Here is a 23,518-nt window from a genome sequence, read left to right as displayed (position 1 = left end):
AAATAATCCTGAAAAAGGGATATAATAAGTAATAATAGAAATTTTCAGAAGATTCACTCGAAAGAAAGAGCCGTCATCTATGACCAAAATGAATAAATATACAGAAAAAATCAAAGAAAATACAGTCATTCCCCTGTCGTTTTATGAACAATTCGACGTCAAAAAAGGCTTGCGTGATGTTAATGGAAAAGGTGTATTAGCTGGACTAACTAATATTTCAGCCATTCATTCGTTTGATGAAAACGGCGAGCCAATGCCTGGTGTGCTCGAATATCGGGCCTTCAACATCAAAGATATCACAGCTAATATCAAGTCTGAAAACCGATTTGGTTTTGAAGAGATTACTTATCTGCTCTTGTTTGGTGAGCTGCCGACAGCAGAAGAACTTGCAACATTTACCCAAGAACTTGCTGAAAAACGTGCCTTGCCACAAGATTTTGTCCGTGATATTATCCTAAAATCAACGTCAAGTGACATCATGAACTCAATCAGCCGCAGTATCTTGTCGCTTGCCACGCTTGATCCAAAATCGAGCAATCTGTCGCTTGAAAATGTCTTGAATCAGTCGCTTAGCCTGATTGCAAACTTTCCGCTTTTAGCGATTTACGCCTATCATGCCTACAACCACTATGAAAACGGGGAGAGCCTATATATTCACTATCCTGACCCAAGTCTCACGACGGCTGAAAATATTTTGCGGCTCTTGCGACCTGATAAGAAATTCAGTGATATTGAGGCAAAGGTGCTTGATCTGGCGCTCATTCTCCATATGGAGCATGGCGGTGGGAATAACTCAACGTTTACCACACACGTTGTGACGAGTTCAGGCACGGACACCTATGCCTCTGTCGTTGCGTCGCTATCCAGTCTCAAAGGTGCAAAACACGGTGGCGCCAACATCAAAGTATCACAAATGCTGGATGATATTTCTGAAAATGTCAGCAATCATGCAGATGAGGCAGAAATTTCAGACTATCTGCGCAAGATTTTGCATAAAGATGCCTTTGATAAAAAAGGGTTGATCTACGGCATGGGGCACGCCATTTACAGCGTTTCTGACCCACGTGCCGAGGTACTCAAGTCTTATGTTAAAGAATTGGCTGAGGAAAAAGGCCTTCACGATGACTATCAGTTTTACAAAAAAATCGAGCGTCTGGCGCCTGAAGTCATTGCCCAAGAACGCAATATCTACAAGGGTGTCTCTGCCAATGTTGACTTTTATAGCGGCTTTGTCTATCAGATGTTAGGTCTGCCTGAAGCGCTTTATACGCCGCTGTTTGCCATTGCGCGGATTGTCGGCTGGAGTGCTCACCGCATGGAAGAGATGCTCAACATGAACAAAATCATCCGCCCAGCCTACGAAAGTGTGCTCGCTACCAAAAAATATGTGAAGATTGAGGATAGAAAATGACTTATAAAAAGACCCTGACTGCCAATAACACAGACTATACCTATTTTGATGTCGCATCAGCTGTTGACAATATCGAAAAATTGCCCTATGCGCTTCGCATTCTGACGGAAGGTATTTTGCGCAATTTTGACGGCAGCAAATTTTCGTCAGAACATCTTTCAAAGCTTCAGGTTTATGACGGCAAAACACTGGACAAGGGTGAGATTCCATTTAAGCCTAGTCGTGTGATTTTACAAGATTTTACAGGCGTGCCAGCCGTTGTGGACTTGGCTGCCATGCGAGATTCTGTCAAAACCCTAGGAGGTAATCCACGGCTGATCAATCCAGAAGTGCCAGTTGATCTAGTCATTGACCACTCTGTTCAGGTCGACTGTGCAGGTTCTGAGCTGGCGCTACAATTTAATGCCAAACGTGAGTTTGAACGCAATAGTGAGCGTTATGAATTTCTCAAGTGGGCGACGGAGTCCTTTGACAATTTCCGCGTTGTGCCACCTGCGACGGGGATTATCCACCAGGTCAATATCGAATATCTCTCAGATGTTGTGACCGTCAAAGACGGTGTAATCTTGCCAGATACAGTTTTTGGTACAGATAGCCACACGACCATGATCAATGCCTTAGGCGTCCTTGGTTGGGGTGTTGGCGGGATTGAGGCTGAGGCTGCAATCTTAGGTGAAGCGTCTTATTTTCCTATGCCTGAAGTCATTGGCGTGCGTTTTGTCGGCAAGTTAAATCCGATGGCGACAGCAACTGATTTGGCGCTCACTATGACGAAAATCCTGCGTGACGAAAACGTTGTCGGCAAATTTGTCGAGTACTTTGGTGAAGGTCTGTCAAGTCTGACTTTGGCTGACCGTGCCACTGTTGCTAATATGGCACCCGAATATGGTGCAACCTGTGGCTATTTCCCGATTGACAAGGAAACCTTGAACTATCTGACCAATACCAATCGTGATGCAGCACTTGTCGACTTGGTAGAAAGCTATGCCAAAGCTAATCATCTTTTTTACGATGCAAATAGCCAGGTTGAAGCGAACTACAATAAAGTCATCGAAGTAGATTTGGCAAGTATCGAAACTTACCTGTCAGGCCCCAAACGCCCTCAAGACCTAATCGCACTAGGTCAAATGTCAGACGAATTTGCAGCCTTTTCAAAAGACCTCATCCCAACAACTGATGCAGTTGCTAGCAAAAATGCCCTCGTCCAAAACGGTGATATCGCAATCGCAGCTATCACGTCATGTACTAACACCAGCAACCCTTACGTCATGATGATGGCGGGACTCCTTGCAAAAAATGCCGTTGCAAAAGGCCTCAGTGTACCTGAAACGGTCAAGACATCACTCGCACCAGGTTCAAAAGTTGTCACAGCTTACTTAGAAAATGCTGGACTTATTGAGCCACTTGCGGCGCTCGGATTTGACGTTGTCGGCTATGGTTGTACGACATGTATCGGCAACTCTGGTCCGCTTGATGATGCCGTTTCAAAGGCAATCACAGACGATGACCTGCTTGTGACCTCCGTTTTATCTGGTAATCGTAACTTCGAGGGTCGCATTCATCCGCTTGTCAAAGCTAACTATTTGGCAAGTCCCCCGCTTGTTGTGGCCTACGCCATTGCGGGCAATGTCAAAAAAAATCTGACAACAGAGCCACTTGGCGCGGATCAAAACGGTAAGGATGTCTACCTCACAGATATCCTGCCTGACTATGACACGGTCAAAAGAGAAGTGGACAAGTATGTCACACGTGATCTCTATAAAGAATACTACGCTCACGTTTTTGATGCCAATGAAGCCTGGAACGACATCAAATCCTCTAAATCTGAAACCTATAACTGGAACGACAGCTCAACTTATGTCGCAAATCCACCATATTTTGACGGCATGAGCCTGGCTGAAAATGCCAGCCATGCACCACTTGAAAAGATGCGTGTCCTTGCGAAATTTGCTGACTCTGTCACAACAGACCACATCAGCCCTGCAGGAAACATTGCCATGAAATCACCAGCAGGTGAGTTTTTAGCGAGTCAAGGCGTTGAACCGCGTGATTTCAACTCATACGGTAGCCGACGTGGCAATGATAAAGTCATGACGCGTGGGACTTTTGCCAATATCCGTATCAAAAATCAGCTGACGCCTGGCTTCGAAGGTGGCGTGACCAAATATAAAGAGACGGTGATGCCGATTTACGATGCAGCTATGGCATATAAAGCCGAAAATACGCCGCTTCTTGTTTTGGCTGGAAAAGACTATGGCATGGGCTCATCACGCGACTGGGCGGCAAAAGGCACGAATTTACTGGGTGTCAAGGTCGTGATTGCTGAGAGTTTTGAGCGAATTCACAGGAGTAATCTTGCTATGATGGGCTTGATTCCTTTGCAATTTTTAGCAGGTGAATCAGCTGAAAGTCTGGGATTGACAGGTTTTGAAACTTACAGTTTTGACTTTCCTGAAAAGCCAGAAATCGGGCAAAACATCACCGTTCATGCAGATGAGAAGACATTCCAAACTAAGCTCAGATTTGACTCACAAGCTGATTTAGAGTATTACGAAAATGGCGGTATTCTGCAAATGGTGATTAGAAAAAAGGTGACAAATGGCTAAAATAGACATGGTAGCAGGAAAACTTTCAGTCCCAAACACCCCTGAAATCCCTTATATCAAGGGTGATGGCGTTGGCATTGACATCACACCTGCCATGATTGAGATTGTGGATGCGGCTGTGGCAAAAAGCTACGCCGGTGAGAAAAAAATCATCTGGCAAGAACTTTTGGCAGGAGAAGCAGCCTTTGCTGAGACAGGAGACTATCTGCCTGAAGCGACGCTTGAAGCTCTGACGGCGCATCTCATAGCCATCAAAGGTCCGCTCATGACGCCAATTGGTGGTGGTTTTCGTAGTTTAAATGTCACCTTGCGTCAGAAGTTCGATCTTTTTGCTAATGTTCGTCCCGTGACCTATTTCCCAGGGGTTGCGTCACCTGTCAAGCATCCTGAAAATGTCAACATGACCATTTTCCGTGAAAATACGGAGGATATCTACGCTGGTATCGAGTTTGAAAGTGAGAGTGCTGATGCGACTCGTTTGATTGAGATATTAAAATCTGACTTTGGCATCAACAAAATTCGCTTTGACAAAACCAGTGCGATTGGCATCAAACCTGTTTCACCTGATGGTTCAAAACGCTTGGTACGTGCGGCTTTTGAGCATGCGATTGCGCATGGCAATCAGCGTGTGACGCTCGTGCATAAAGGCAACATCATGAAATTCACTGAGGGTGGTTTTAAAAAATGGGGCTACGAGGTTGCGAAAGACTATCCGACATTTACAGTCAATGACTTTAATGCTATCAAAGCTGATAAAGGTCTAGAAGCTGCGAAAACGGCTAAAGTTCAAGCATTAGCTGACGGAAAGATCTATGTAGACGACGCTATCGCTGATAATTTTTTACAGCAAATCCTGCTCAACCCGTCAGACTATCAAGTGGTCGCCACACTCAATCTCAACGGCGACTATATCTCTGATGCCCTTGCAGCACAGGTTGGTGGCATTGGCATCTCGCCAGGCGCCAATATCAACTTCATAACAGGTCATGCGATTTTTGAAGCAACACACGGCACTGCGCCAGATATAGCAGGTTTAGGCCTTGCCAATCCATCAAGCCTGATCTTGTCAAGTGTGATGATGCTCGAATTCCTAGGTTGGAATGGCGCTGCCAAAGCTATCGAGTCAGCGCTCGCCGCAGCCGTATCTGACGCTCAGACAACGAAGGACCTAGGCGGGACACTAACGACAGCTGACTTTACGCAGGCTGTGATTGAAAGATTATAATAATTTTAAAACACAAAAATCTGATGAAAAATCGGATTTTTTTCTCAGAAAAATGTCGGAATATTTCCTGTAAATTTCTGAAAATAGGTGTATAATAGAAGGATACCGATTTTGGAAAAGAAACACAGTAAAACAGGGCTTCTAGCCGATAGGAATGAGTGAAAATATAAAAACTAACCACAAAACTAACCAAGAAAAAACAAAACATTAGTTGAATAAAAAATAAAGTCCATCAGTGAGAATTGATGGATTTTACTTTATATTTAAAAAGAAAAGAGGATGTAGGAATGAAAAAATACTTAGTATCATTCTTTAATTACAGAAAAGCATTAGCTGTACCAATTTCATATGCGGTTGTTGAAGCAGATAGCGCTGAGCAGGCGGCAGAGAGTGTAGAAAGTCAGACAAACTTGTTCATAAATCAAAATGGAGATGATGCAGCAATGTCTATTAGGGAGCTAGACAAATCAGAGTACATTGAATTGATTGATTTAGCTGACGAACTTGAAAATAGTTGACGGTGATTCATTTGAATTTATTTAAGCTTAAATGAGTTTACAAAAACTATTTTTAATGTATAATATAGTTGTGGAGGATTATTCATTATGACAACTATACAAAAAACATACAGAATTGATGATGATTTACAGCAAAAAGCAGAGCAATATTTTTCAGAAATGGGTTTAACGCCAACGGTTGCGATAACAATGTTTTTTAAACGTGTTGTCGATGAGAAAAAAATACCTTTTACTCCAGAAGTCATAACAGAAAAGGTAGGGTATTCTGTGGAAAGCAAAAATAAATTACCTAATTTAATTAGTGAGATTCCCGTAGAAAACATTTCTGATATGACTAAAACAGAAAAAGCAAATTTGTTAGACGGTTGGGAGCTTTAAATGGAAGAATTTGATATTCTTGTCGCAAAGGTTCCACTTGAAAATTCAAAAGATTATAAATGGAGATCAGTTTGACAGATTGATTTTTGGGTTAGAGTAGTATAATAATACTAAATAGGAGGTACATAAAATGCGTAAAATAGTTGGTACGTTTGGTGAATGGCGATTGAGCATGGACAAAGAAGATATTAAAAAAAATCCTGACAAACCGCAGATTCGTTTTTATGACGATGGTGAGCTGATTGGTATTTTTGATTTAAAGACACTCAATATTTTATATGATAATGAAATGTCTATTTATGATATTAAATTTGCCAAAAAGACGATTGGAAGAAATCAAGATAATTATCTTGAAACTTGGCAAGACTATGTGAGTGGTGTTGCTCATGCCTAATGAATTTTATGAGAAATACCGGATTGAAATTAGGATGAATGAACATAATCACAAGAAACAGTTAGCTCATGTTCATATTTACATGGACGGTGAGGAAGTTGGATCGGTATTTTTAGATGGTACCTTAAGAGATGGGGACATACCCAATAGGCATTTGAAGAAAATTTCCAAAATTGTTCTTGAAAATGCAGAGTATTATCAAGAACTCTGGGATGTGTACCAGTCATCAGAATATTAAAAAAAAAAAAAAAACTAAAGAGTAGGAACATTTATGCAAGAATTAAAACTTTATATGCAAATGGCTACAAGTGATGTCATTTGTTATCCAAATTCGCCGAGGGTTCATATTTATTTAGATGACGAAGAATTGGGTACGCTTTTAATGACTGGAGAGCCTTTAGATGATTTTGGAGAAGCAATTTTAGCTTGTGCTCAAAAAGCATTGAGTGAACGTTACGAGGAAATTATGAATGATTGGAATGCTGTTCAAAAGGAAAATTTGGTATGAGTACAGCTGAAGAACGACCAAAATTGATAAATGCTGAACCCTTAGCCAATAAACAAATAAAATTGTTTTATGAGAACGGAGAGGTTAAAGTTTTTTCTGTCAAGGAATGGATAGAAAAATATCCAATTTTTGCTCATTTGAAAGATGAAGAAAATTTTAGGAATCTAAAAGTAAGATCGCCTTATGTCGCTTTTGATGAAAAGACTGATTTTTCACCTGAAGTTCTATATGATAAGAGTGAGATGTTTTATGCCTAGATATGATTTTGGAATTTTTGGTATTGAGGTTAGAACAAATGAACATAATCATAAAGGGCAAAAAGCACATGTCCACATTTATATAGGCGGAATTGAGCAAGGGTCTATGTTTTTGGATGGGACGGTAAAGGACGGGCTAAATGGCATCTCTGGTAAAGTAAAGAAAATAATTGCTCGGGCGATTGTAATTGATCAAGAAAAGTATCAAGAACTCTGGGATGTGTACCAGTCATCAGAATATTAAAAAAGTTTGTTTTTTTTTCAAAATGTAGAGTAGCGGGAGGAAGATAAAATGCGTAAAATAGTTGGAACGTTCGGAGAATCTATGTTGGAGCTTTCAAAAGAAGACATAAAAAATAATCCAGATAAACCACAAGTTCGTTTTTACGATGATGGTGAGCTGATCGGTATTTTTTCGCTTGAAACATTAGATGTCCTTTATGATAACGATATGGCTGATTACGATGTGAGGTTTGCTAAAAAGGAAATCTCAAGAAATCGTGAAAATTGGCTTGAAACGTGGGAAGATTACGTTAAAGGAATTGCTCATGCCTAAAAATTATTATGACAGGTATGCGGTTGAAATTAGAACTAATGAGCATAATCACAAAAGACAACAAGCACATGTCCATATTTATGTCCGTGGGGAATCGGTTGCTTCTATGTTTTTAGATGGGACGCTGAGAGATGGTGGGCTTTCAAGTCGAGATTTAAAGAATGTCTCCAAGATAGTTATTGAAAATAGTGAGTATTACCAAGAACTCTGGGATAAATACCAATCATCAGAATAATAAAAAAAAACGATCACAGGTTGTTTTTTTTATTTTTCATTCTCCTCATTGCCCAAATAAAAGTCCTGCGCAGTCTCTTTAACAAAAGATTCATACCTAGAAGGAATGCAGGCTTTTTCCATAAATTTGATGTAGTTAAAATCATCATCTATTGGGTAATCGTGGGCAATCAAGGACATAAAATCTCGAATCCGATCCTTTTCGGCTTCGTTTTCTATACGGTGTTGATAAGTCGGCACGTGACTTAAAATGTTTTCAGTATCAAGGCTTTTGAAATGTGCTCGTTCATGAAGAATAACTTGAATCTTTTCATCGTCATCAAGCTCTATGTTGACGATGATAATGAATCGATTACGAATAGGGACAAGCCGTCCCTTTTCTTCATAACTATCTGGAATGGAAAACAAGATTATGAGACCAAGTTTTTCTGTTTCTTGTATGATTTTAGATAAGTCCATAGATTGTTTCCGATATTCTATAAAGTGGTTAGCATTTTTTGGATGTAATAGTTGTTGCTTATTTCAAGAGAATCAAGCAGGTCAAGATTATCGTAGATTTTTTTAATTTCAGAATGGATTTCGCTGAATTTTTGGAGCGTTAGATGTTTGTCGAAATGGGATTCATCAAAACTAAGAGCGAAAATAAATTGCTTATAAAAAATCTTCTCAATAGCTTCGTAATGCTCACAGGGGATTTTTGTTTGATAGTAGGATAAAATTTCACAATTTTGCTTGTAATGTTCTTCGGCTAGAGATTCAGCTGGAATATTTGTGTGTGACATGGGGGATATCTCCTGTAATTTAGAAAGGTTTTTATATGTTAGAAAAAGAAGAGTTTGAAGTTGTAAAAGGAAGAGTGGCAATGTCTGCTTTAGAAATAAGAATGGGGGTATCAGATATTGCGGCTGAAGTTGAGATGAGCAAATACGAGCGCCGTCATTTGCTTCGGGTGGTAGAAGGTCTCGAAAGGTTTAGAACGCATATATCTTATTGTGAAGACGAGGAGCTATTACTAGAGCTTAGAGCGATGTTTATCGTGGTTAAGAGGGGCTATCGGCGTCTCTTGATGCAATATAATAGTACATCACCTTACACACCCACAGATCTTTTGAAAAAATTTGATCTGCATAAACCAGATATTGATTATATGGAACAAGCGCTTAGGGATATAGAGATGTATGTTATTTCAAAAAGAGATGGTTGGGATGATGATTATCAAAGATTACCATCTTTTTTTGCGAAGTAATCTTTAAGCAGGTACTTGATAGCTTCTCTATCGTTCTCTGACAGCTCGTTTCCGTCATAGGCGACTGATTTATCCAGTGCTTCGTCAAGGTCTATATCAAGTTGTGAGGAGCGCTTGTCAGTGTTGCCTAAAAGATAGTCTGTTGAAACATTGAAAAATTTTGCTAACTCATCTACTCTTTTAGCAGATGGTTTTGATTTTTTTGATTTATAATTTGCTAAAGAGTTTCTTGAATATCCTAGTTCTCTTTCAAGCTGATTTATAGATAATTTTTTTTCATTTGCGAGTGATTTTATAATTTCGAAAAACATTTTAGACTCCTTTTTTTATCATGCTGCACAGTTGTGTGTCAGAAAATATTTTTTCGCTAATTAACATCATATTTGAGACAATAATGTTTTCTTCTTTAAAATCAATATGATTGTGTAATGCGTTTGAGATGATCTTTACTTCTTCATCAGAAAGTAATGGAGGGGAAAATTTGACGGCGTCTATAATTAAATCTAAGTTATTTTTATTTAGTAAAAGGAATTTTGATTTATATTTTAAGTTAAGCTTATCAGAAGTCAATTTGATATTATTTTTTGAGGAAATTACTAAATATTGTTTGTAGTAGTCAGTTGAAAAAGTGTAATTAGTTTCTTGTTCAATCCATTTGGGAATGACGTCAAAATGGCGAATAGTACTCTTGCCAAGTTCTGTAGATTCTTTCTTTAAAATCATCTGTTTTCTGTATGATTTCCAAGCAAAGATTTGCGTGTATAAATTATTGGAAATATCTATTCCAGTAATTGTATTTCTTATTTTTACTGATATTTCGATTAGTCCAAAATTTCCAAGTAGATAAATATCAACTTCGTGTTTGAGTTTTTCATCATTCGTCCCTACGTTTGAAAATATTTCATACAATCCTAAATTTTCTTTTTGAAGTTTTCTAAAAACACCATCAATTTCTTTTTCAGCTATTTTAGATAGAATTTGTGTCTTGATGATTTCTTTCAATTCAATGATCTTAGGATTTTTTTCTTTTTCAATCTGTTTTAGGAGTACTTCATAGTTAATATTTGGATTGATTGTTTCGAGGATTCTTTGATTTTGTCGTATGACATCTGGTCGATTAAGATGAAGATTATTTGGATTAAACAGGGACATTTTCGACTCCAATCTTTTTTTGAATTTTTTTGACAAAAGTGTTGACAGAAAATATTTTAAGTGTTAGAATAACAATGTAGTAAAAAAACTACAAAACTTTTCAACTAAAAGCCCATCGCAAAATGAGCAATTAGTTGAAGCATACACCTATCCAAAATAACCAACAAAATCAAAGAACATAATTGTTCATCAAAACAAATTTTGTAGGTATCAAAAAAAGATAGGATTCGATCTTTGAAAATTGAATAACCGTGAGAAACACGGATACGCAACCTTACTAGATGATATAGTAATAACTAGACATTACTATTATATCAAAACTAGCCACGGTTGTCAGGATCTCGCTGCCGAAATTTGGCAGCTCTCACAACGTGTTACGCAGGCACGTATAAAAGCTGTCAGGAGAGCGGCGAACGTGAACTCCTATGAGGTGTCAGGAGAACCCACACGTGGGAAAAATGACAAAAAGTAGTTGGCGAGGATAAGAGCCATCAGCACACTTAAAGCCTTGAAGATTCTGGGTACCAAGCGGAAAGTTGCTAGACCGATAGATGACTAAAAATCTATCAGTGATGATCACAGGCTGAACAACAAGTACAAAAGAGGTCAGAATCAAGTGCAGAAAATGCTAGTTGAACGATTGAAGAAAACAATTCAAAATTGAAAAATTTATTTACAAAAACAAAAAAGGACTATCAACTTAACTGTCGATACTCCTTTTTATAAATTGTTTCGTGATTTTAGGTTCAAAGCTCAATCAAGAACAATTTATTTTAATATTATTTCATTGCTATAAGTTCATTATAGCTTAATAATCAAAACTTACAAAACCATATCTGAGTTGGTAGAAAAATCAAAAAGATTTCAGCTGATAAGTGTTTCAGCGGTTGTTTCTGTCAGACCAAGAAAACGATTATCAATGAGCCAGACAATGTCTGGTGTTTGTTTCTTTAGTAATAAAGAAAATAATCGTCAATGAACTCGATACTAGATCAAAGTGCTTGTTTCTTGATGGGATTGTAATTTTAAAAATACGGATAGCTCAGTTTTCGGATTGAGCTATTTATTATGTGACCGAGAGTATCGCAAAGTAGGTGCAACTCCTGCTGGTTGCTGAAAGGTGTTAAAGATAGTATAATAAGGTAAACAGGAGGTAGTGAATATGATGAGTCCGAAATTCATTGAACATGATGAAGATGTTGTTATTTTGACCAAAAGTGAATATAATGATCTGCAAAAAGAAAATAGTGCTTTAAAAGCGCAAGTGAAGTTCTTCCAAGAAATGGAAAAATCCTCATTTCGTCAGCGTAACGATGGAGAAACGCATTCACTGACTGACTTGAAAGAGAAATTGGGCTGGGTTTGATTTGAAAGATATTGTTTTTGCAGATGAAGCCTTGAATGACGTAGAGCGACTCGAATATTTTTTGAGCGAGTATCCGCAAGCATTGAGAAAATTTAGAAATGAATTATTAAAAGCAGTAGAAGTTATTTCTGCTAATCCTGAAGGCAGTCCTAGAATTTTGGAAACAAATTATAGGAAGAAAGTTCATTATAAGTATATTTACTTTTATGTCAATTACAATAAAGTGATTGAAATTGAAAGAGTGTTTTCTGAAAAAGAAGATTGGATAAACGAGATAAGTTGAAATAAAGAAATCAATTAGGAGGAAAAATAGTGACAGTATTAACGATTGATGAAATCAAAGAAAAAGTTAAACCGATTGCGCAAAAATATAATATTCCTAAAGTTTATCTTTTTGGTTCTTATGCACGAAATAAACCGACCGAAAACAGTGATATTGATTTGGTGATTGATTCTTCAAATATTCTTGATTATGATATTTTGTTTGATATAAAAGAAGAATTAGAAGAAGAGTTGAAACATCACGTTGATATTATTGAATTTGAGGTTTTGAAGAATAACAATACTGCCAAACGCAAGGATTTTAATTTCAATGTTACTAAAGAAATGATGGGTATTCTATGACGATAAAAACGACTATAAATCTAGTCGTTTTTTGTTTTTTAAAGAAAGGTAATAGTATGAAAGAAAACGAAGTTAAAGATGATTTAACTGTCATCGAGAAAATGATGAGTGAGATTTATTTTGGAAAAGAGGAGATCAAAAGGCGATTTAGTCTTTTAGATGATGTTCCAAGGGACGGTAAGTTTAAAGAAATCTTTAAGAAGGTAGAAGAAAATAAAGCTGACTACTTGAAATCAATTTCGGAGCTTGAACAATTAGTAGTAAAATTTATTCAACAAGAGCTGTGAGTTCACTTTGAATCTCAGAAATCAATGTTTCAAAATCGCCTGCGATGATGCTGTATTTTTCACGAGGTATTAAATCATTATCTACCCAGACGTCTAGTCTGCTCCAAAGCTGTTTTCCAATAAGAGTTGCTGAAGCGAGAATGTCATTTTTTAGCTGGTCAAGTTCACTATTCATATTTTTTTGATTAGTGTTACCTAAAAGATAGTCAGTTGAAACATTGAGAATTTTAGCTAATTCTTGTAAACGTTCAAGACTAGGAACTCGTGTTCCTTTTTCCCAATATAAATATGCTGGGACGGAAATTTCAAGTTTTTCTGAAATTTCTTTTTGGGTCAATTTTGCTTCTAAACGTAGTGTTTTCAGTCTTTCAGGCAACATGTGATTTTCCTCCGAAAAATAAATTTAAATTTATTTAAAAAACGCTTGACAAAATTTAAGCAATGAGTTAAACTGTAATTAAGTTAAGCAATTGCTTAACTGAAATTCTGAACTAAAAGCTCATCGCAAAATGAGCAATTAGTTGAAGCATACACCTATCCAAAATAACCAACAAAATCAAAGAACATAATTGTTCATCAAAACAAATTTTGTAGGTATCAAAAAAAGATAGGATTCGATCTTTGAAAATTGAATAACCGTGAGAAACACGGATACGCAACCTTACTAGATGATATAGTAATAACTAGACATTACTATTATATCAAAACTAGCCACGGTTGTCAGGATCTCGCTGTCGAAATTTGGCAGCTCTCACAACGTGTTACGCAGGCACGTATAAAAGCTGTCAGGAGAGCGGCGAACGTGAACTCCTATGAGGTGTCAGGAGAACCCACACGTGGGAAAAATGACAAAAAGTAGTTGGCGAGGATAAGAGCCATCAGCACACTTAAAGCCTTGAAGATTCTGGGTACCAAGCGGAAAGTTGCTAGACCGATAGATGACTAAAAATCTATCAGTGATGATCACAGGCTGAACAACAAGTACAAAAGAGGTCAGAATCAAGTGCAGAAAATGCTGGTTGAACGATTGAAGAAAACAATTCAAAATTGAAAAAATAATGGTGGTTCAGAAATGAATCATTTTCGTTAATATAACGATAACAACACCAACGATTATTTCTGTGATTATCATGTAAATGTTCGTGAAAATGATTGAAAATACAAATTCAATAATAATTGCTGGTATAGAGACTAAGATTATCAGTAATTGCATAATCTTGAAGAAAAATTCTTTTATCATAAACTTCCTTTCTGATTTGATAAAATGGAATGTGAGGAAAAGACGTGAGTCAAGGAGATGTAATTAGGGTTATTATTAGCTTAATTATTGCACAAATAATTCGTAGGTTGTTGGAAAACTTGGGATTTTTTAAATTCTTTTCGATAAAGAAATTATATCACAAAATCAATCGTCTATTTTTGACTCAATTTCGCAAGAAATAATAGCGATATAAAAATACAACAAAAAAAGGAGTATCAACTTAACTGTCGATACTCCTTTTTATAAATTGTTTCGTGATTTTAGGTTCAAAGCTCAATCAAGAACAATTTATTTTTAATATTATTTCATTGCTATAAGTTCATTATAGCTTAATAATCAAAACTTACAAAACCATATCTGAGTTGATAGAAAAATCAGTAGATTTCAGCTGATAAGAGTTTCAGCGGTTGTTTTTATCAGACCAAGAAAACGATTATCAATGAGCTAGACAATGTCTGGTGTTTGTTTCTTTAGTAATAAAGAAAATAATCGTCAATGAACTCGATACTAGATCAAAGTGCTTGTTTCTTGATGGGATTGTAATTTTAAAAATACGGATAGCTCAGTTTTCGGATTGAGCTATTTATTATGTGACCGAGAGTATCATAAAGCAGGTGTAACTCCTGATGGTTGCTGAAAGGTATTAAAGATAGTATAATAAGGTAAACAGGAGGTAGCGAATATGATGAGTCCGAAATTCATTGAGCATGATGAAGACGTTGTTATTTTGACTAAAAGTGAGTATAATGAAATTTTAGCCGAGAATAAACGATTAAAAGCACAAATTAAGTTTGATAATGAAATTGAAAAAGGTTATGTTTCTCTCATTGAAGACAGCCCAATTCCCGTGGACAGAGTTTTAGAAAATTTAGGGTGGGCTTGATTAGTGAGAAGAAGTGTTGAACTATCTAAAAGTGCTCAAGAGGATTTACAACGGTTAGAGGAATATTTGTCGCTCCAAAGCTCTACAAAGGCAGTGGCAAGGTTTAGAAATGAATTTCTAAAAGCAATGGATTTACTTTCAGATGAACTGTCAGGATTTCCATATGTGGAAGGAAAAGATCCGTTGAGGAAAATGACACATTGGAAATATTTATATTTTCATTTGGAGTTAACGGATAGAGTGATAATTGTCCGTATCTTTTCAGAAAAAGAAAATTGGATAAATGAACTAGAATTAAACGACTGAAAAAATCCAGTCGTTTTTTGTTTAAAAGAAAGCTAATAGCATGAAAGAAAACGAAAGTGAAGATGATCTGACTATTGTCGATAAAATGATGAGAAGATATTTTGCTATCATGGAGAAAATAGCAAGAAGAGTTAATAAAATTATGGATAGTAAATTGATGAAAAGGTTTAGTATGGTTCCGTCAATAATTCTTGGATTATACACGTTGTTTTTTTTAATTTTACTGAGCATATATATTATTTGGCTATTTATTTTAAAATATATAATTTGAAACAATACCAAAAGATAGACAAAATTATTGGTGCTATGAGAATGAAAAGTTTGTCGTGGTTTATTTTTTTTGACAGGAATTCTTTTTCGGGATAATAAAGTTCACCAATACATAAAATTTTAATTCCTGAATTAAGAAGGAAAATAGTATAGACAATCTGAAAAAATAGTATGAACACAGCAAAACAAGTGAGTGAGGGTTTGAAAGTTTCTAGGGATAAGTTAGGTGAAGTTGGTGAGAAAATAGAAAAGATAGAGTCAGTCCATCTAATTTTTGAAAATATATACTTCAAGTATCCTGTAAAAACAATTGACCAGAAATATAAAAGTATATTTCTGGTGCGGTATAAAATATTTTTGGTGAATATCATTTTTAATACTACCAAAAATGAAATGATAAATTGGGCGAACCAAGTTAAACTAAAAGTTTTTTGAAAAGATGAGATAAAGGATAGCGCTAGATGTTGTATTGAAATTTGAATATCTGTGACTGTTTCAAAAGTTAAGGTGATTGGATTAGAAACCCAATACTGAACCAGATAGAAAAGAATTATTGTATTTGTTGTAAAGAAAAGTATATTCGAAATTCTTTTACTATCATAATCATAGTTTTTCATTTCGATTGGTGTTGGACTTCCATAATTAGAAAAATTTTTTCTAGAATAACCATAAAAATTATTAGTTTCAGCGTAATTTATAACAGAGTTGTTGGTTATAGAATTATTGATGTTAGTATTTTGTGATTCAGAATGTTTTTGTTTTGAGAACTTTATCATTTTCCATAATTGAGGAACTGCAAAGACAACAGTGAAGATGTTTGCCAAGGAACTAAATAATGGATCAATAAAATTAAAAAATGGTTTCATAAAATTTATGCACTCCTAAGATTTGTACTTTTATTATACCTTAAATTTTACAATTTTTGGAAGCACCATATCAAGCCCAATTTTTATTTTGGGAGCTTATTGTTTGGCTGACCTAAGCAAGTCATAAAACTGCTTTTTTGACACAACTGCTCGTGGCGAGACTTTTAATATTTCCCGATTTTGAATGTCTCTTTTATGTAATTTTCTTTAAAAGTGTGGGTTCGATTCCCACCAGTTGCTTAGGCATTGTCGCAAAGATGGTGCCTTTTTTTGTATAAATTTTATGTGGAGGAAGTAATTAGCAGATATAGAGAAAAGAGATGAAAAGAATGAAAACTAACAATTTTGAAACAAGGAATGCTTTAAATGACACAGATTTTCCAGAAAAGAAAGAAAATCAATTTATTTATGCGTTTAGAAAAATATTTAGAGAAAAAGAAAAATGCGGCAGGGAATGGGAGTTCTTTGCTGATTTTGTTATTCATGAACTATTTGAAAAGTGAAAGAAAGGAGTGCTATGAGTGATGTTATTATAATATCCGATATGGACTTAAGAAGTATTCGTAAAAAACTACATATGTCGCAAAGTGAATTTGCTAAAGAAGTTGGCATCAGTGTGACAACGATTGAAAACGTTGAGAAAGGTTATTGGCTTTTTTCACCGAAAATGAAGGCTAAAGTAATCATCTATCTGAAAGTCAATCGTTTTAATCAAGAAACTTTGACACGGGTAGAAGAGAATGTTGAGCGTAAACAAAAGGCATTGGCAGAAAACATACAACGTCTTTATGATAATTTTGTGTTTTCGGTTGGCATGTATCAACAAGCCCCGAATTATGCAAGAGCTGCTTATCACAGCACGCTCAAACAATACGATGCGCTTGGCGTGGACAGTAGAGAAAGAACATATTTACAAATGAATCGGCAGACGTTTGTAGAAAAACTAGATCAGTTTTTATTGGTCAATATTTAATTGATTATGACCTAAGCAAGTCGTTAAAAGGCGAAAATAAAAAGAAAAAGGAGACATAATCATATGTCACAATTAACTAGTGTTCCTGTAAAACTTGAGGAACTTGTCAAAAACGGAGTTGTCAAAGTAGCTCCAGCCTACGTATCAGTACCAAAATCTGATACCTTGCCTGCACACATTGTTTTCAAAGCAGATGGTGATGGTCAGTCAAACTTTATCGTTATGACAACTGACTTGAACATTGCAAGTAAACAAGACTTTGCTAAAGCTGCACGCATCGGACGTACTGAGGTGGAATTGGTGAATCCAGAACTTATTGGTTTTACTTATCCAGAAAATGGCGAAGAAAAATTGCAACTTGCTTTGAAAGCAGAAACAGTGAAAATTAAGGGGGCTAAATAATGGCTAAATATGGTATTGAGACTTTTAAAGATGGCAAAAACACACGTTTTACAATTGATCAAGAAGAAGTATACGGCAAGCTATACGCAACACGTGTAGAAACTGCATACGTGTTCGAGTATATTGATGAAAATGGTGAGAGTCATTCAGAAGATGAACAAACAAAACATCAACTTTTGTCACGAACACAAAACTTTGTGCCGTGGACACCAAACAACACAGGCGAGATCGGTTCAAAATCTTTGATTGCTTATTCTGAAAAACGTGGCGAGTACATGGATATTAAATTGCCAATTGATTTCGATGGTGATTCTCTTGGATATGAAGAAGAAGTGGTGCTTAAAGGATTGAATGTCTTGGTGAATACAACAGGCTCAGGTCGTAATAAACAATATGTATTCTATGCAAGCACTGAAGCGGTTGAAAAAGTAGGTCAAGCACCTAAACAAGAAGCGGCAAAACCAAAAGAACAAGTAGCACAACAAACAGAAAATAAAAAATAAGTAGGTAAACAATGGGATTTCTAAAAAGTTTTTTTGGATTCCGTGGTTTCAAAATAGGCAATAAGGACAAAATGACGCTACCGTTGGAAGTGATTATATTGTCCTTGCCTTTTTTGGGTTTCTGGTTTGTATTTTTTTGGTTCACAAAAGCATATACGACACCTGCAACTTGGATTTTGTGCGTTGTAACAGGTCTGATTTATGCCTTTGGCGTAGTAGCAGTTTATCGTCAGCTTCAAAAGTTTAGCTTTTTCAGAGTATTAAAGTATCGCAGAATGTTGCGATTTTTTTTGGAAGAAAATGGTTATGTGACAGAGAAAAAATCGAAAAATAAAGATGCAAAACGTAAATTAAAGTATGTAGAGACGTTTTTCAGCTATAAAGATCGTGCTTATATCGTCACTTTTGGTCTGAAGGGTAACAAGCATCAACAAAAGCTGCTCAAAATATCGGGTGATTTAGAGATTACTTTTTCGCTGGATATGATCGACATGATTGATGAAACAGGTTATATTAACTACAAATTCATGAGTGGTTTACTTGATAACGTCTTGAAGAGTAGTGAAATTGCAGGTACACCTAAGGGAGGCTTACAGCTCATGAAGGACGTTGTATGGGACTATATTGGCAATCCGCATCTAATGATTGCTGGTGGTACTGGTGGTGGTAAAACAGTTCTGATGCGTTCAATGTTGATTGGTTTATTGAAATATAGCGTAGTAGATATTTTAGATCCAAAACAAAGTGATTTCGTACCTTTGAACGAGATACCTGTGTTAAAAGATAGAATCTTTTCAGAAACGCTTGAAATGGGACAACGTTTGATTGATGTTAAAAGTTTCATGGATCAACGTTATGGTCAGATGCGCAAGTTATCGAAGGCAAAAAAAGAAAAGCAAATGGAAGCCTTTCATACGTACGGCTTAAAACCTTATTTTATTATGGTTGATGAGTTTCCATCTTTCATGTCAGCTGTTGAAGATGAATTAGGATTTAAAATGGGACGTTCTGCAGAAGAGCGTGCGCCTATTAGCTCTATGGAAGTCATGTCGGCAATTAAACAGATTATTCTAAAAGGTCGTCAAGCGGGTATTTTCATGATTATTGCGACACAAAATATCAAGTCAGATGATATTCCGACAACAATACGTGACAATATCATGACACGTGTCACCGTTGGACGATTGTCTAATACATCTTATGATATTCTTTTTCCAAACTCAAACAAGAATTTCAAGTATATCAAAGAAATTGATGGCAGACGTGTGTTTGGTATGGGATATTACGGGGTCAACGGTGAATCACCACGTCAATTTTTATCTCCTCAGATGCCACCTGCGAAAGATTTTACTTTTTGGGATGCGTATGAAGCAATGCCGAGACTTGAACTTGAAACAGAAGAAGATGTAGTTGTTTCATATACGAAACAAGAGTTTGCGGAAAAACTTGGAATCCATCCACGGACGCTTGGGGAAATTACGAAGTTATTGGTTGATAGAGAATTTGAGTTATCAAAAGAGCTAAATGACGGTGATTTATCCCTATTTGAACGTATAGTTGCTTTCAAGAATCAGACAAAATCTACTTGGCAAGAAGCTGTTGTTAATGAAGTCGGGGAAAAATTTTCGGTAGTCGAAGATTAGTCTTTCGGCTTTCTTGGGTCTTTGCGTAGGGCGGAAGCGATACGGTTTAGGCATAAGAGACGTGTTAGCGATACGATTTAGGCAATGAGGGGCGTCGATGAGCCGCCCCAGCGGCGAATAGCCCCGACTGCCGTTAAGAATCGGAGAGCGTGCGTCTCGTTGCCGTTAAGAACCGGAGAGTGCCCGACCGTCAAGCGCAAAGAGCCAAGAAAGCCGTTAGACTAATAAGCGCTTGCGCTTGGAGACTGCCGAAAATTCTCTATACCCCCTCTACTAATAGGGGGTATAGGGGGTCAACCTGTCAAAAATAGTCAGTGATAGCAAGGCTTGACAGCATGTCGAAAAAGTCAACCAAGTGATAAAGCCAGTGATAGCAAGGCTCGAACAAAAATAGGCTTAAAATGAAGGGAAAAACGTGGATTTAATAACTTATCGTGAGAACATGAATCTTACGCAAAAGGATATAGCAACAGCTATCGGCAAGACAAAACAGTACGTAGCCAAAATCGAATCTGGTAGATCAAACTTGAGCGAGCAAGACGAACATAAGATAAAAAATGTGTTTGAAAGTGTCAGAACGTCAGACGTTGTGTCATGTGTTGACTGGTTACGATTGCGTTTTAAAACACTGCGCTATTACGATGTGATTGAAAAAGTCTTGAAGATTGACATGAATAAATTTCACGAAGAAGAAAAAGGCGGGTACAATTATCCGCTTAGACAACAATACGGACACATGAAAATCTTTTATCACAAAGATGATATTGATATGGGGACGATGTTTGAAATATCTGGTCAAGGCTGCCGTGAATTTGAGTCGATTCTACTTGAACAAGGACGAACGTGGAAAGATTTTTTTATTGATGCAATGATTTATGCACAAGCACACGTTACAGGTAGTGGCGAAGATATTTTTGATAATTTTTTTAAAGTTACTCGAATAGATATAGCGCTTGACGAATTGTACAATGAAAAATATAACTACAATTTAGAAACGCTGCGTATGAAGCTAAAAAACAATCTGATTCAGACAAAAACTAGAACGTTTGAAATTCACGAAGGCTTTCACAAGGATCGTGGTGAAATTGTTTCTAAGGGCATGGCTGTCTATATTGGTGCGAGGGAGTCTCCTTGCTATTTATGTGCTTACGAAAAAGACAAAGAGCAGCAGCTAAAAACAAAAGGCAGCCTTGATGAAATTCATGAAAAAACACGATTAAAAAATCGGTACGAGTTGCGCTTGTCTGATGACAAAGCTAATCAGTTTATTGTCGCTTTCGTAGATCGTGATTCAGATGTAACGCAGCTTGCAATTGATGTAATGGGAAGCTTGTTTACTGTTCATGACGAAGATGGTGATTACAATTTGGAATGGTTGCGACTTTTTGGAAGTTTTCGTAAATACAAATTTTTGACGCAGCCAAAAGATGTCTCGGAAGAACGAACAAAAATTTGGCTAGAACGTCAAGTAATTAGGACGATCAGGATTCAAAAAGAAAAAGATGAGCTTAAAGGTGATAATTGGCTTGAAAGAAAGATTGACGAATACGAACTGACTGATGAAGATATGCAAGAAATTGAATTGTCAAAACAAATCAAGGATCAACAAGATTTTATTCATGTAGCTGTTCGGACTAAAAACGGTAGAGAGCTGCTCGAAGCAACTGGTTATGGGGCAACGTTTGATTATGCAGGAAATTAACGAACCCGTTGATTGGGAAGCAATCAGAGAAAGAAAAAACTTTGAGGAAGCTATCAAGGAACATCAAAAAACATTACGTAAAAAAGGCATGGCGGAGCGCCAAAAACGAATTGACTTTTATCTAAGTGATGCAGGTCTTGAAGTGCGCAGACGAATTGATACACTGTGTGAGCATCGATATGTGCCAGAGTTTTACGAACGCCACGAGTACGAAATGGAATACTTTTTTATTATAAAAGATGAAACAGATAGACTAAGATTTATAAATTGGTTAATTGAAGAATCCGAAAAGCAAATTTAAAAATAGAGGATAGAGTGGAGCAAAATGAATGTAAATGTGTATGAAATGATCAAGGATGATAAATTTTTTATCGGAAGTTATCCAAACAACTTTGCGGTAGGGCGATGGTTCACGGTTGAAGAACTTGCTAGCAAGGATTGGTATGAAATCGAAGAAGAATATCTTGAAAAATATAATCCAGATGAATACGAAGAACTAGAACTTGGTGTCTTTGATGTAGATAACGAATCTGGTTTGTGGCGTGGAGAATATGATGTTTCAGAATTGATTGATAAGCTAGTAGAAATTTTCACGACTGAATATTATGATGTTGATTTAGAAATTTTTGAATTTACGCAAGATTTTTTCGATGAAATGGGATTTTCAGCGTATGAAGTCGCCCAGATGGTATTTTTTGGAAACATCAAGAGTTGGGGCGATGAATATATTGGATTTACAGGCGCTGGTAACTTTGAGTCGTACACTCAGTCAGAATATGAAGCTGAAGCTTTGGAGCGAGTAAAAGACTTAGGTCTTTTTTAATTTGGGGCAAAAAGGAGAAGAATGAAGTGAAAGTAAACGTGTATGAAATGATCATGGATGATAAGTTTTATATCGACCTCTATCATTCTGATTTTTCGCAGGGGCGATGGTTTACAGCTGAAGAGCTTGCAAGAAAAAAATATTCCGAAGTTATGGAAGAGTATCTTGGAAAATATAATCCAAACGAACATGAAGAACTAGAACTTGGTGTTTTTGATATAGACAACGAATCTGGTTTGTGGCGTGGAGAATATCTTGTTGGAAATTTGATGTATAATCTAGCAGAGATTTATAGAGTTGAATATTTTGACGTGGATGCTGATATTTACGAGTTCAGTACCGAGTTTTTTGAAGACATGGGACTGACAGCTATGGATGTAGCCACAAAGGTAGCATCAGGCAATATCAAAAGCTGGAACGATCCATATATTGGGTTTGATGATCAAGGTAATTTTGTGACATATTCAGAAACCGAATACAAAGAAGAACTTTTGGAACGAGCAAGAGACCTAAGCTTTTTTTAATTTAATTTATTTTCAGGGAGAAGTTAGTGGAATTTAAAGAAACAATCAAACAAAAAATCGCTGAAATTGCAGCGTCAATCAATAAATTAGAAGTAATGGACGATAGCGCCTATGATTTTGAATATCTAAGCGGTTTGCTTGACGCATATAGAGATGTTTTGGATATGTTAGAAGCATAACGAAAAGTTAAGGGTATGGGGTGTTTAGTTAGTCTTTCTCACTTAAAAATAGAAAGAAAACAGGAAAACAAAAATGAATCCAGAAAAAGAAGTATTAGCACAAAAAGTCAATGAATTGCAATTGTTGGTAGATACAACATCATCAATCGCCACAGGTACTAATGATTACACAGTAGCTGCAGGTCAGCTCAAGGGCAAAGGCAAAGAATTACTACAATTTGAAAATGCTGGCGTTGATAAGGCACTTCTTGAAGAAGCGTCAAAATCGGTTAATTCGTTGATTAGTAATCTTGTAAAAGCAAGTTCTTATTTCAATTTTATCAAGAAAAATGTGGCAGACGCACAAGCAGTGCTTGAAGCGCTTGCGGCAGAAGCTTACAAAGAAACACCAGAAGCATAATTTTTGGACTAACTAGACAAT

General features: G+C 36.5%; 37 protein-coding genes. 32 read left to right on the top strand and 5 right to left on the bottom strand.

Features of this window, described 5'->3' with window-relative positions; genetic code table 11:
* Positions 1–79 precede the first annotated feature (79 nt).
* The 12 genes from Hs20B_RS06485 to Hs20B_RS06430 all read left to right on the top strand — a co-directional run bounded on the left by Hs20B_RS06485 (position 80) and on the right by Hs20B_RS06430 (position 8,088).
* Positions 80–1,411 (top strand): citrate/2-methylcitrate synthase, encoded by a 1,332-nt coding sequence (locus Hs20B_RS06485; protein WP_172356773.1) that lies wholly within the window; start codon positions 80–82, stop codon positions 1,409–1,411.
* Complete coding sequence (gene acnA, locus Hs20B_RS06480) at positions 1,408–4,017, top strand: aconitate hydratase AcnA (RefSeq protein ID WP_172356771.1); 2,610 nt, start codon at positions 1,408–1,410, stop codon at positions 4,015–4,017. Before Hs20B_RS06485 ends, acnA begins: the two co-directional genes overlap by 4 nt.
* Complete coding sequence (icd, locus tag Hs20B_RS06475; protein ID WP_172356769.1) at positions 4,010–5,242, top strand: NADP-dependent isocitrate dehydrogenase; 1,233 nt, start codon at positions 4,010–4,012, stop codon at positions 5,240–5,242. The genes acnA and icd overlap by 8 nt, the downstream gene beginning before the upstream one ends.
* A gap of 245 nt (positions 5,243–5,487) precedes the next feature.
* On the top strand, positions 5,488–5,760 hold the full coding sequence (locus Hs20B_RS06470; RefSeq protein ID WP_172356767.1) for a hypothetical protein: 273 nt from the start codon (positions 5,488–5,490) through the stop codon (positions 5,758–5,760).
* An 87-nt stretch (positions 5,761–5,847) separates the two neighbouring features.
* The gene (locus Hs20B_RS06465; protein WP_172356765.1) at positions 5,848–6,138 is read left to right on the top strand and encodes a type II toxin-antitoxin system RelB/DinJ family antitoxin; all 291 of its coding nucleotides are present in this window, start codon (positions 5,848–5,850) and stop codon (positions 6,136–6,138) included.
* Positions 6,139–6,268: 130 nt separating this feature from the next.
* Entirely contained in the window at positions 6,269–6,532 is a 264-nt protein-coding gene (locus Hs20B_RS06460) for a hypothetical protein (RefSeq protein WP_172356763.1), read from the top strand.
* A complete protein-coding gene (locus Hs20B_RS06455; protein WP_172356761.1) occupies positions 6,525–6,770 on the top strand; it encodes a DUF4160 domain-containing protein in 246 nt (81 codons plus the stop codon). The genes Hs20B_RS06460 and Hs20B_RS06455 overlap by 8 nt, the downstream gene beginning before the upstream one ends.
* 33 nt (positions 6,771–6,803) lie before the next feature.
* The gene (locus Hs20B_RS06450; RefSeq protein WP_172356759.1) at positions 6,804–7,040 is read left to right on the top strand and encodes a hypothetical protein; all 237 of its coding nucleotides are present in this window, start codon (positions 6,804–6,806) and stop codon (positions 7,038–7,040) included.
* Positions 7,037–7,297 carry a DUF2442 domain-containing protein gene (locus tag Hs20B_RS06445; protein WP_172356757.1) on the top strand — a complete coding sequence of 87 codons (261 nt, stop codon included), beginning with the start codon at positions 7,037–7,039 and terminating at the stop codon, positions 7,295–7,297. The genes Hs20B_RS06450 and Hs20B_RS06445 overlap by 4 nt, the downstream gene beginning before the upstream one ends.
* Positions 7,290–7,541, top strand: a complete 252-nt coding sequence (locus Hs20B_RS06440; RefSeq protein ID WP_172356755.1) for a hypothetical protein — start codon at positions 7,290–7,292, stop codon at positions 7,539–7,541. The genes Hs20B_RS06445 and Hs20B_RS06440 overlap by 8 nt, the downstream gene beginning before the upstream one ends.
* 57 nt (positions 7,542–7,598) lie before the next feature.
* On the top strand, positions 7,599–7,853 hold the full coding sequence (locus Hs20B_RS06435; protein WP_172356837.1) for a hypothetical protein: 255 nt from the start codon (positions 7,599–7,601) through the stop codon (positions 7,851–7,853).
* The gene (locus Hs20B_RS06430; RefSeq protein ID WP_172356753.1) at positions 7,846–8,088 is read left to right on the top strand and encodes a DUF4160 domain-containing protein; all 243 of its coding nucleotides are present in this window, start codon (positions 7,846–7,848) and stop codon (positions 8,086–8,088) included. Before Hs20B_RS06435 ends, Hs20B_RS06430 begins: the two co-directional genes overlap by 8 nt.
* 29 nt (positions 8,089–8,117) lie before the next feature.
* Here Hs20B_RS06430 and Hs20B_RS06425 read toward each other — a convergent pair whose 3' ends face one another.
* Positions 8,118–8,546 carry an ImmA/IrrE family metallo-endopeptidase gene (locus tag Hs20B_RS06425; RefSeq protein ID WP_172356751.1) on the bottom strand — a complete coding sequence of 143 codons (429 nt, stop codon included), beginning with the start codon at positions 8,544–8,546 and terminating at the stop codon, positions 8,118–8,120.
* A gap of 17 nt (positions 8,547–8,563) precedes the next feature.
* On the bottom strand, positions 8,564–8,869 hold the full coding sequence (locus tag Hs20B_RS06420) for a hypothetical protein (protein ID WP_172356749.1): 306 nt from the start codon (positions 8,867–8,869) through the stop codon (positions 8,564–8,566).
* A 35-nt stretch (positions 8,870–8,904) separates the two neighbouring features.
* Here Hs20B_RS06420 and Hs20B_RS06415 point away from each other — a divergent pair, with 35 nt between their 5' ends.
* Positions 8,905–9,333, top strand: a complete 429-nt coding sequence (locus tag Hs20B_RS06415; protein WP_172356747.1) for a hypothetical protein — start codon at positions 8,905–8,907, stop codon at positions 9,331–9,333.
* Here the strand turns inward: Hs20B_RS06415 and Hs20B_RS06410 are convergent.
* Positions 9,303–9,644 (bottom strand): helix-turn-helix domain-containing protein, encoded by a 342-nt coding sequence (locus tag Hs20B_RS06410; RefSeq protein WP_172356745.1) that lies wholly within the window; start codon positions 9,642–9,644, stop codon positions 9,303–9,305. The genes Hs20B_RS06415 and Hs20B_RS06410 overlap by 31 nt on opposite strands.
* A 1-nt stretch (position 9,645) precedes the next feature.
* Entirely contained in the window at positions 9,646–10,485 is an 840-nt protein-coding gene (locus Hs20B_RS06405; RefSeq protein ID WP_172356743.1) for a hypothetical protein, read from the bottom strand.
* Between the two features lie 1,162 nt (positions 10,486–11,647).
* Here Hs20B_RS06405 and Hs20B_RS06400 point away from each other — a divergent pair.
* Genes Hs20B_RS06400 through Hs20B_RS06385 form a run of 4 tightly spaced genes read left to right on the top strand, consistent with a single transcriptional unit; the run spans position 11,648 to position 12,762 of the window.
* Positions 11,648–11,851 (top strand): hypothetical protein, encoded by a 204-nt coding sequence (locus Hs20B_RS06400; RefSeq protein ID WP_172356741.1) that lies wholly within the window; start codon positions 11,648–11,650, stop codon positions 11,849–11,851.
* A 1-nt stretch (position 11,852) separates the two neighbouring features.
* On the top strand, positions 11,853–12,134 hold the full coding sequence (locus Hs20B_RS06395) for a type II toxin-antitoxin system RelE/ParE family toxin (protein WP_172356739.1): 282 nt from the start codon (positions 11,853–11,855) through the stop codon (positions 12,132–12,134).
* Between the two features lie 29 nt (positions 12,135–12,163).
* Positions 12,164–12,475 carry a nucleotidyltransferase family protein gene (locus Hs20B_RS06390; protein WP_172356737.1) on the top strand — a complete coding sequence of 104 codons (312 nt, stop codon included), beginning with the start codon at positions 12,164–12,166 and terminating at the stop codon, positions 12,473–12,475.
* Positions 12,476–12,531: 56 nt separating this feature from the next.
* On the top strand, positions 12,532–12,762 hold the full coding sequence (locus tag Hs20B_RS06385) for a hypothetical protein (RefSeq protein WP_172356735.1): 231 nt from the start codon (positions 12,532–12,534) through the stop codon (positions 12,760–12,762).
* Here Hs20B_RS06385 and Hs20B_RS06380 read toward each other — a convergent pair.
* Complete coding sequence (locus Hs20B_RS06380) at positions 12,743–13,141, bottom strand: helix-turn-helix domain-containing protein (protein WP_172356733.1); 399 nt, start codon at positions 13,139–13,141, stop codon at positions 12,743–12,745. The two genes, Hs20B_RS06385 and Hs20B_RS06380, sit on opposite strands and share 20 nt — an antisense overlap.
* 1,564 nt (positions 13,142–14,705) lie before the next feature.
* On the opposite strand from Hs20B_RS06380, the gene Hs20B_RS06375 reads away from it, so the two are divergent.
* The 15 genes from Hs20B_RS06375 (at position 14,706) to Hs20B_RS06305 (ending at position 23,497) form a co-directional block, all read left to right on the top strand.
* Entirely contained in the window at positions 14,706–14,906 is a 201-nt protein-coding gene (locus Hs20B_RS06375; RefSeq protein ID WP_172356731.1) for a hypothetical protein, read from the top strand.
* Positions 14,907–14,909: 3 nt separating this feature from the next.
* Positions 14,910–15,212, top strand: a complete 303-nt coding sequence (locus Hs20B_RS06370) for a type II toxin-antitoxin system RelE/ParE family toxin (RefSeq protein ID WP_172356729.1) — start codon at positions 14,910–14,912, stop codon at positions 15,210–15,212.
* Positions 15,213–15,252: 40 nt separating this feature from the next.
* The gene (locus Hs20B_RS06365) at positions 15,253–15,483 is read left to right on the top strand and encodes a hypothetical protein (RefSeq protein WP_172356727.1); all 231 of its coding nucleotides are present in this window, start codon (positions 15,253–15,255) and stop codon (positions 15,481–15,483) included.
* Positions 15,484–15,653: 170 nt separating this feature from the next.
* The gene (locus Hs20B_RS06360; RefSeq protein WP_172356725.1) at positions 15,654–15,917 is read left to right on the top strand and encodes a hypothetical protein; all 264 of its coding nucleotides are present in this window, start codon (positions 15,654–15,656) and stop codon (positions 15,915–15,917) included.
* 760 nt (positions 15,918–16,677) lie between these two features.
* Positions 16,678–16,851 carry a hypothetical protein gene (locus Hs20B_RS06355; RefSeq protein ID WP_172356723.1) on the top strand — a complete coding sequence of 58 codons (174 nt, stop codon included), beginning with the start codon at positions 16,678–16,680 and terminating at the stop codon, positions 16,849–16,851.
* A gap of 14 nt (positions 16,852–16,865) precedes the next feature.
* Entirely contained in the window at positions 16,866–17,321 is a 456-nt protein-coding gene (locus Hs20B_RS06350) for a helix-turn-helix domain-containing protein (protein WP_172356721.1), read from the top strand.
* Between the two features lie 63 nt (positions 17,322–17,384).
* Positions 17,385–17,723 carry a hypothetical protein gene (locus Hs20B_RS06345; RefSeq protein ID WP_172356719.1) on the top strand — a complete coding sequence of 113 codons (339 nt, stop codon included), beginning with the start codon at positions 17,385–17,387 and terminating at the stop codon, positions 17,721–17,723.
* The gene (locus Hs20B_RS06340; RefSeq protein WP_172356717.1) at positions 17,723–18,226 is read left to right on the top strand and encodes a hypothetical protein; all 504 of its coding nucleotides are present in this window, start codon (positions 17,723–17,725) and stop codon (positions 18,224–18,226) included. The genes Hs20B_RS06345 and Hs20B_RS06340 overlap by 1 nt, the downstream gene beginning before the upstream one ends.
* A 71-nt stretch (positions 18,227–18,297) precedes the next feature.
* Positions 18,298–19,869: an FtsK/SpoIIIE domain-containing protein gene (locus Hs20B_RS06335; protein WP_172356715.1), complete on the top strand. Its 1,572-nt coding sequence runs from the start codon at positions 18,298–18,300 to the stop codon at positions 19,867–19,869.
* 415 nt (positions 19,870–20,284) lie between these two features.
* Positions 20,285–21,571: a replication initiation factor domain-containing protein gene (locus tag Hs20B_RS06330; RefSeq protein WP_172356713.1), complete on the top strand. Its 1,287-nt coding sequence runs from the start codon at positions 20,285–20,287 to the stop codon at positions 21,569–21,571.
* The gene (locus Hs20B_RS06325; protein WP_172356711.1) at positions 21,540–21,872 is read left to right on the top strand and encodes a hypothetical protein; all 333 of its coding nucleotides are present in this window, start codon (positions 21,540–21,542) and stop codon (positions 21,870–21,872) included. Before Hs20B_RS06330 ends, Hs20B_RS06325 begins: the two co-directional genes overlap by 32 nt.
* A gap of 24 nt (positions 21,873–21,896) precedes the next feature.
* Positions 21,897–22,394: a hypothetical protein gene (locus Hs20B_RS06320; RefSeq protein WP_172356709.1), complete on the top strand. Its 498-nt coding sequence runs from the start codon at positions 21,897–21,899 to the stop codon at positions 22,392–22,394.
* 26 nt (positions 22,395–22,420) lie between these two features.
* Positions 22,421–22,918, top strand: a complete 498-nt coding sequence (locus Hs20B_RS06315) for a hypothetical protein (RefSeq protein WP_172356707.1) — start codon at positions 22,421–22,423, stop codon at positions 22,916–22,918.
* Positions 22,919–22,944: 26 nt separating this feature from the next.
* Positions 22,945–23,097 (top strand): hypothetical protein, encoded by a 153-nt coding sequence (locus tag Hs20B_RS06310; protein WP_172356705.1) that lies wholly within the window; start codon positions 22,945–22,947, stop codon positions 23,095–23,097.
* 73 nt (positions 23,098–23,170) lie between these two features.
* Positions 23,171–23,497, top strand: a complete 327-nt coding sequence (locus Hs20B_RS06305) for a hypothetical protein (protein ID WP_172356703.1) — start codon at positions 23,171–23,173, stop codon at positions 23,495–23,497.
* Positions 23,498–23,518: the final 21 nt, after the last annotated feature.

This window comes from Pseudolactococcus insecticola, from assembly GCF_011170065.1.
GTDB lineage: Bacteria > Bacillota > Bacilli > Lactobacillales > Streptococcaceae > Pseudolactococcus > Pseudolactococcus insecticola.
The sequence above is the reverse complement of the archived record's forward strand: the minus strand, read 5'-3'. Positions and strand labels throughout refer to the sequence as shown.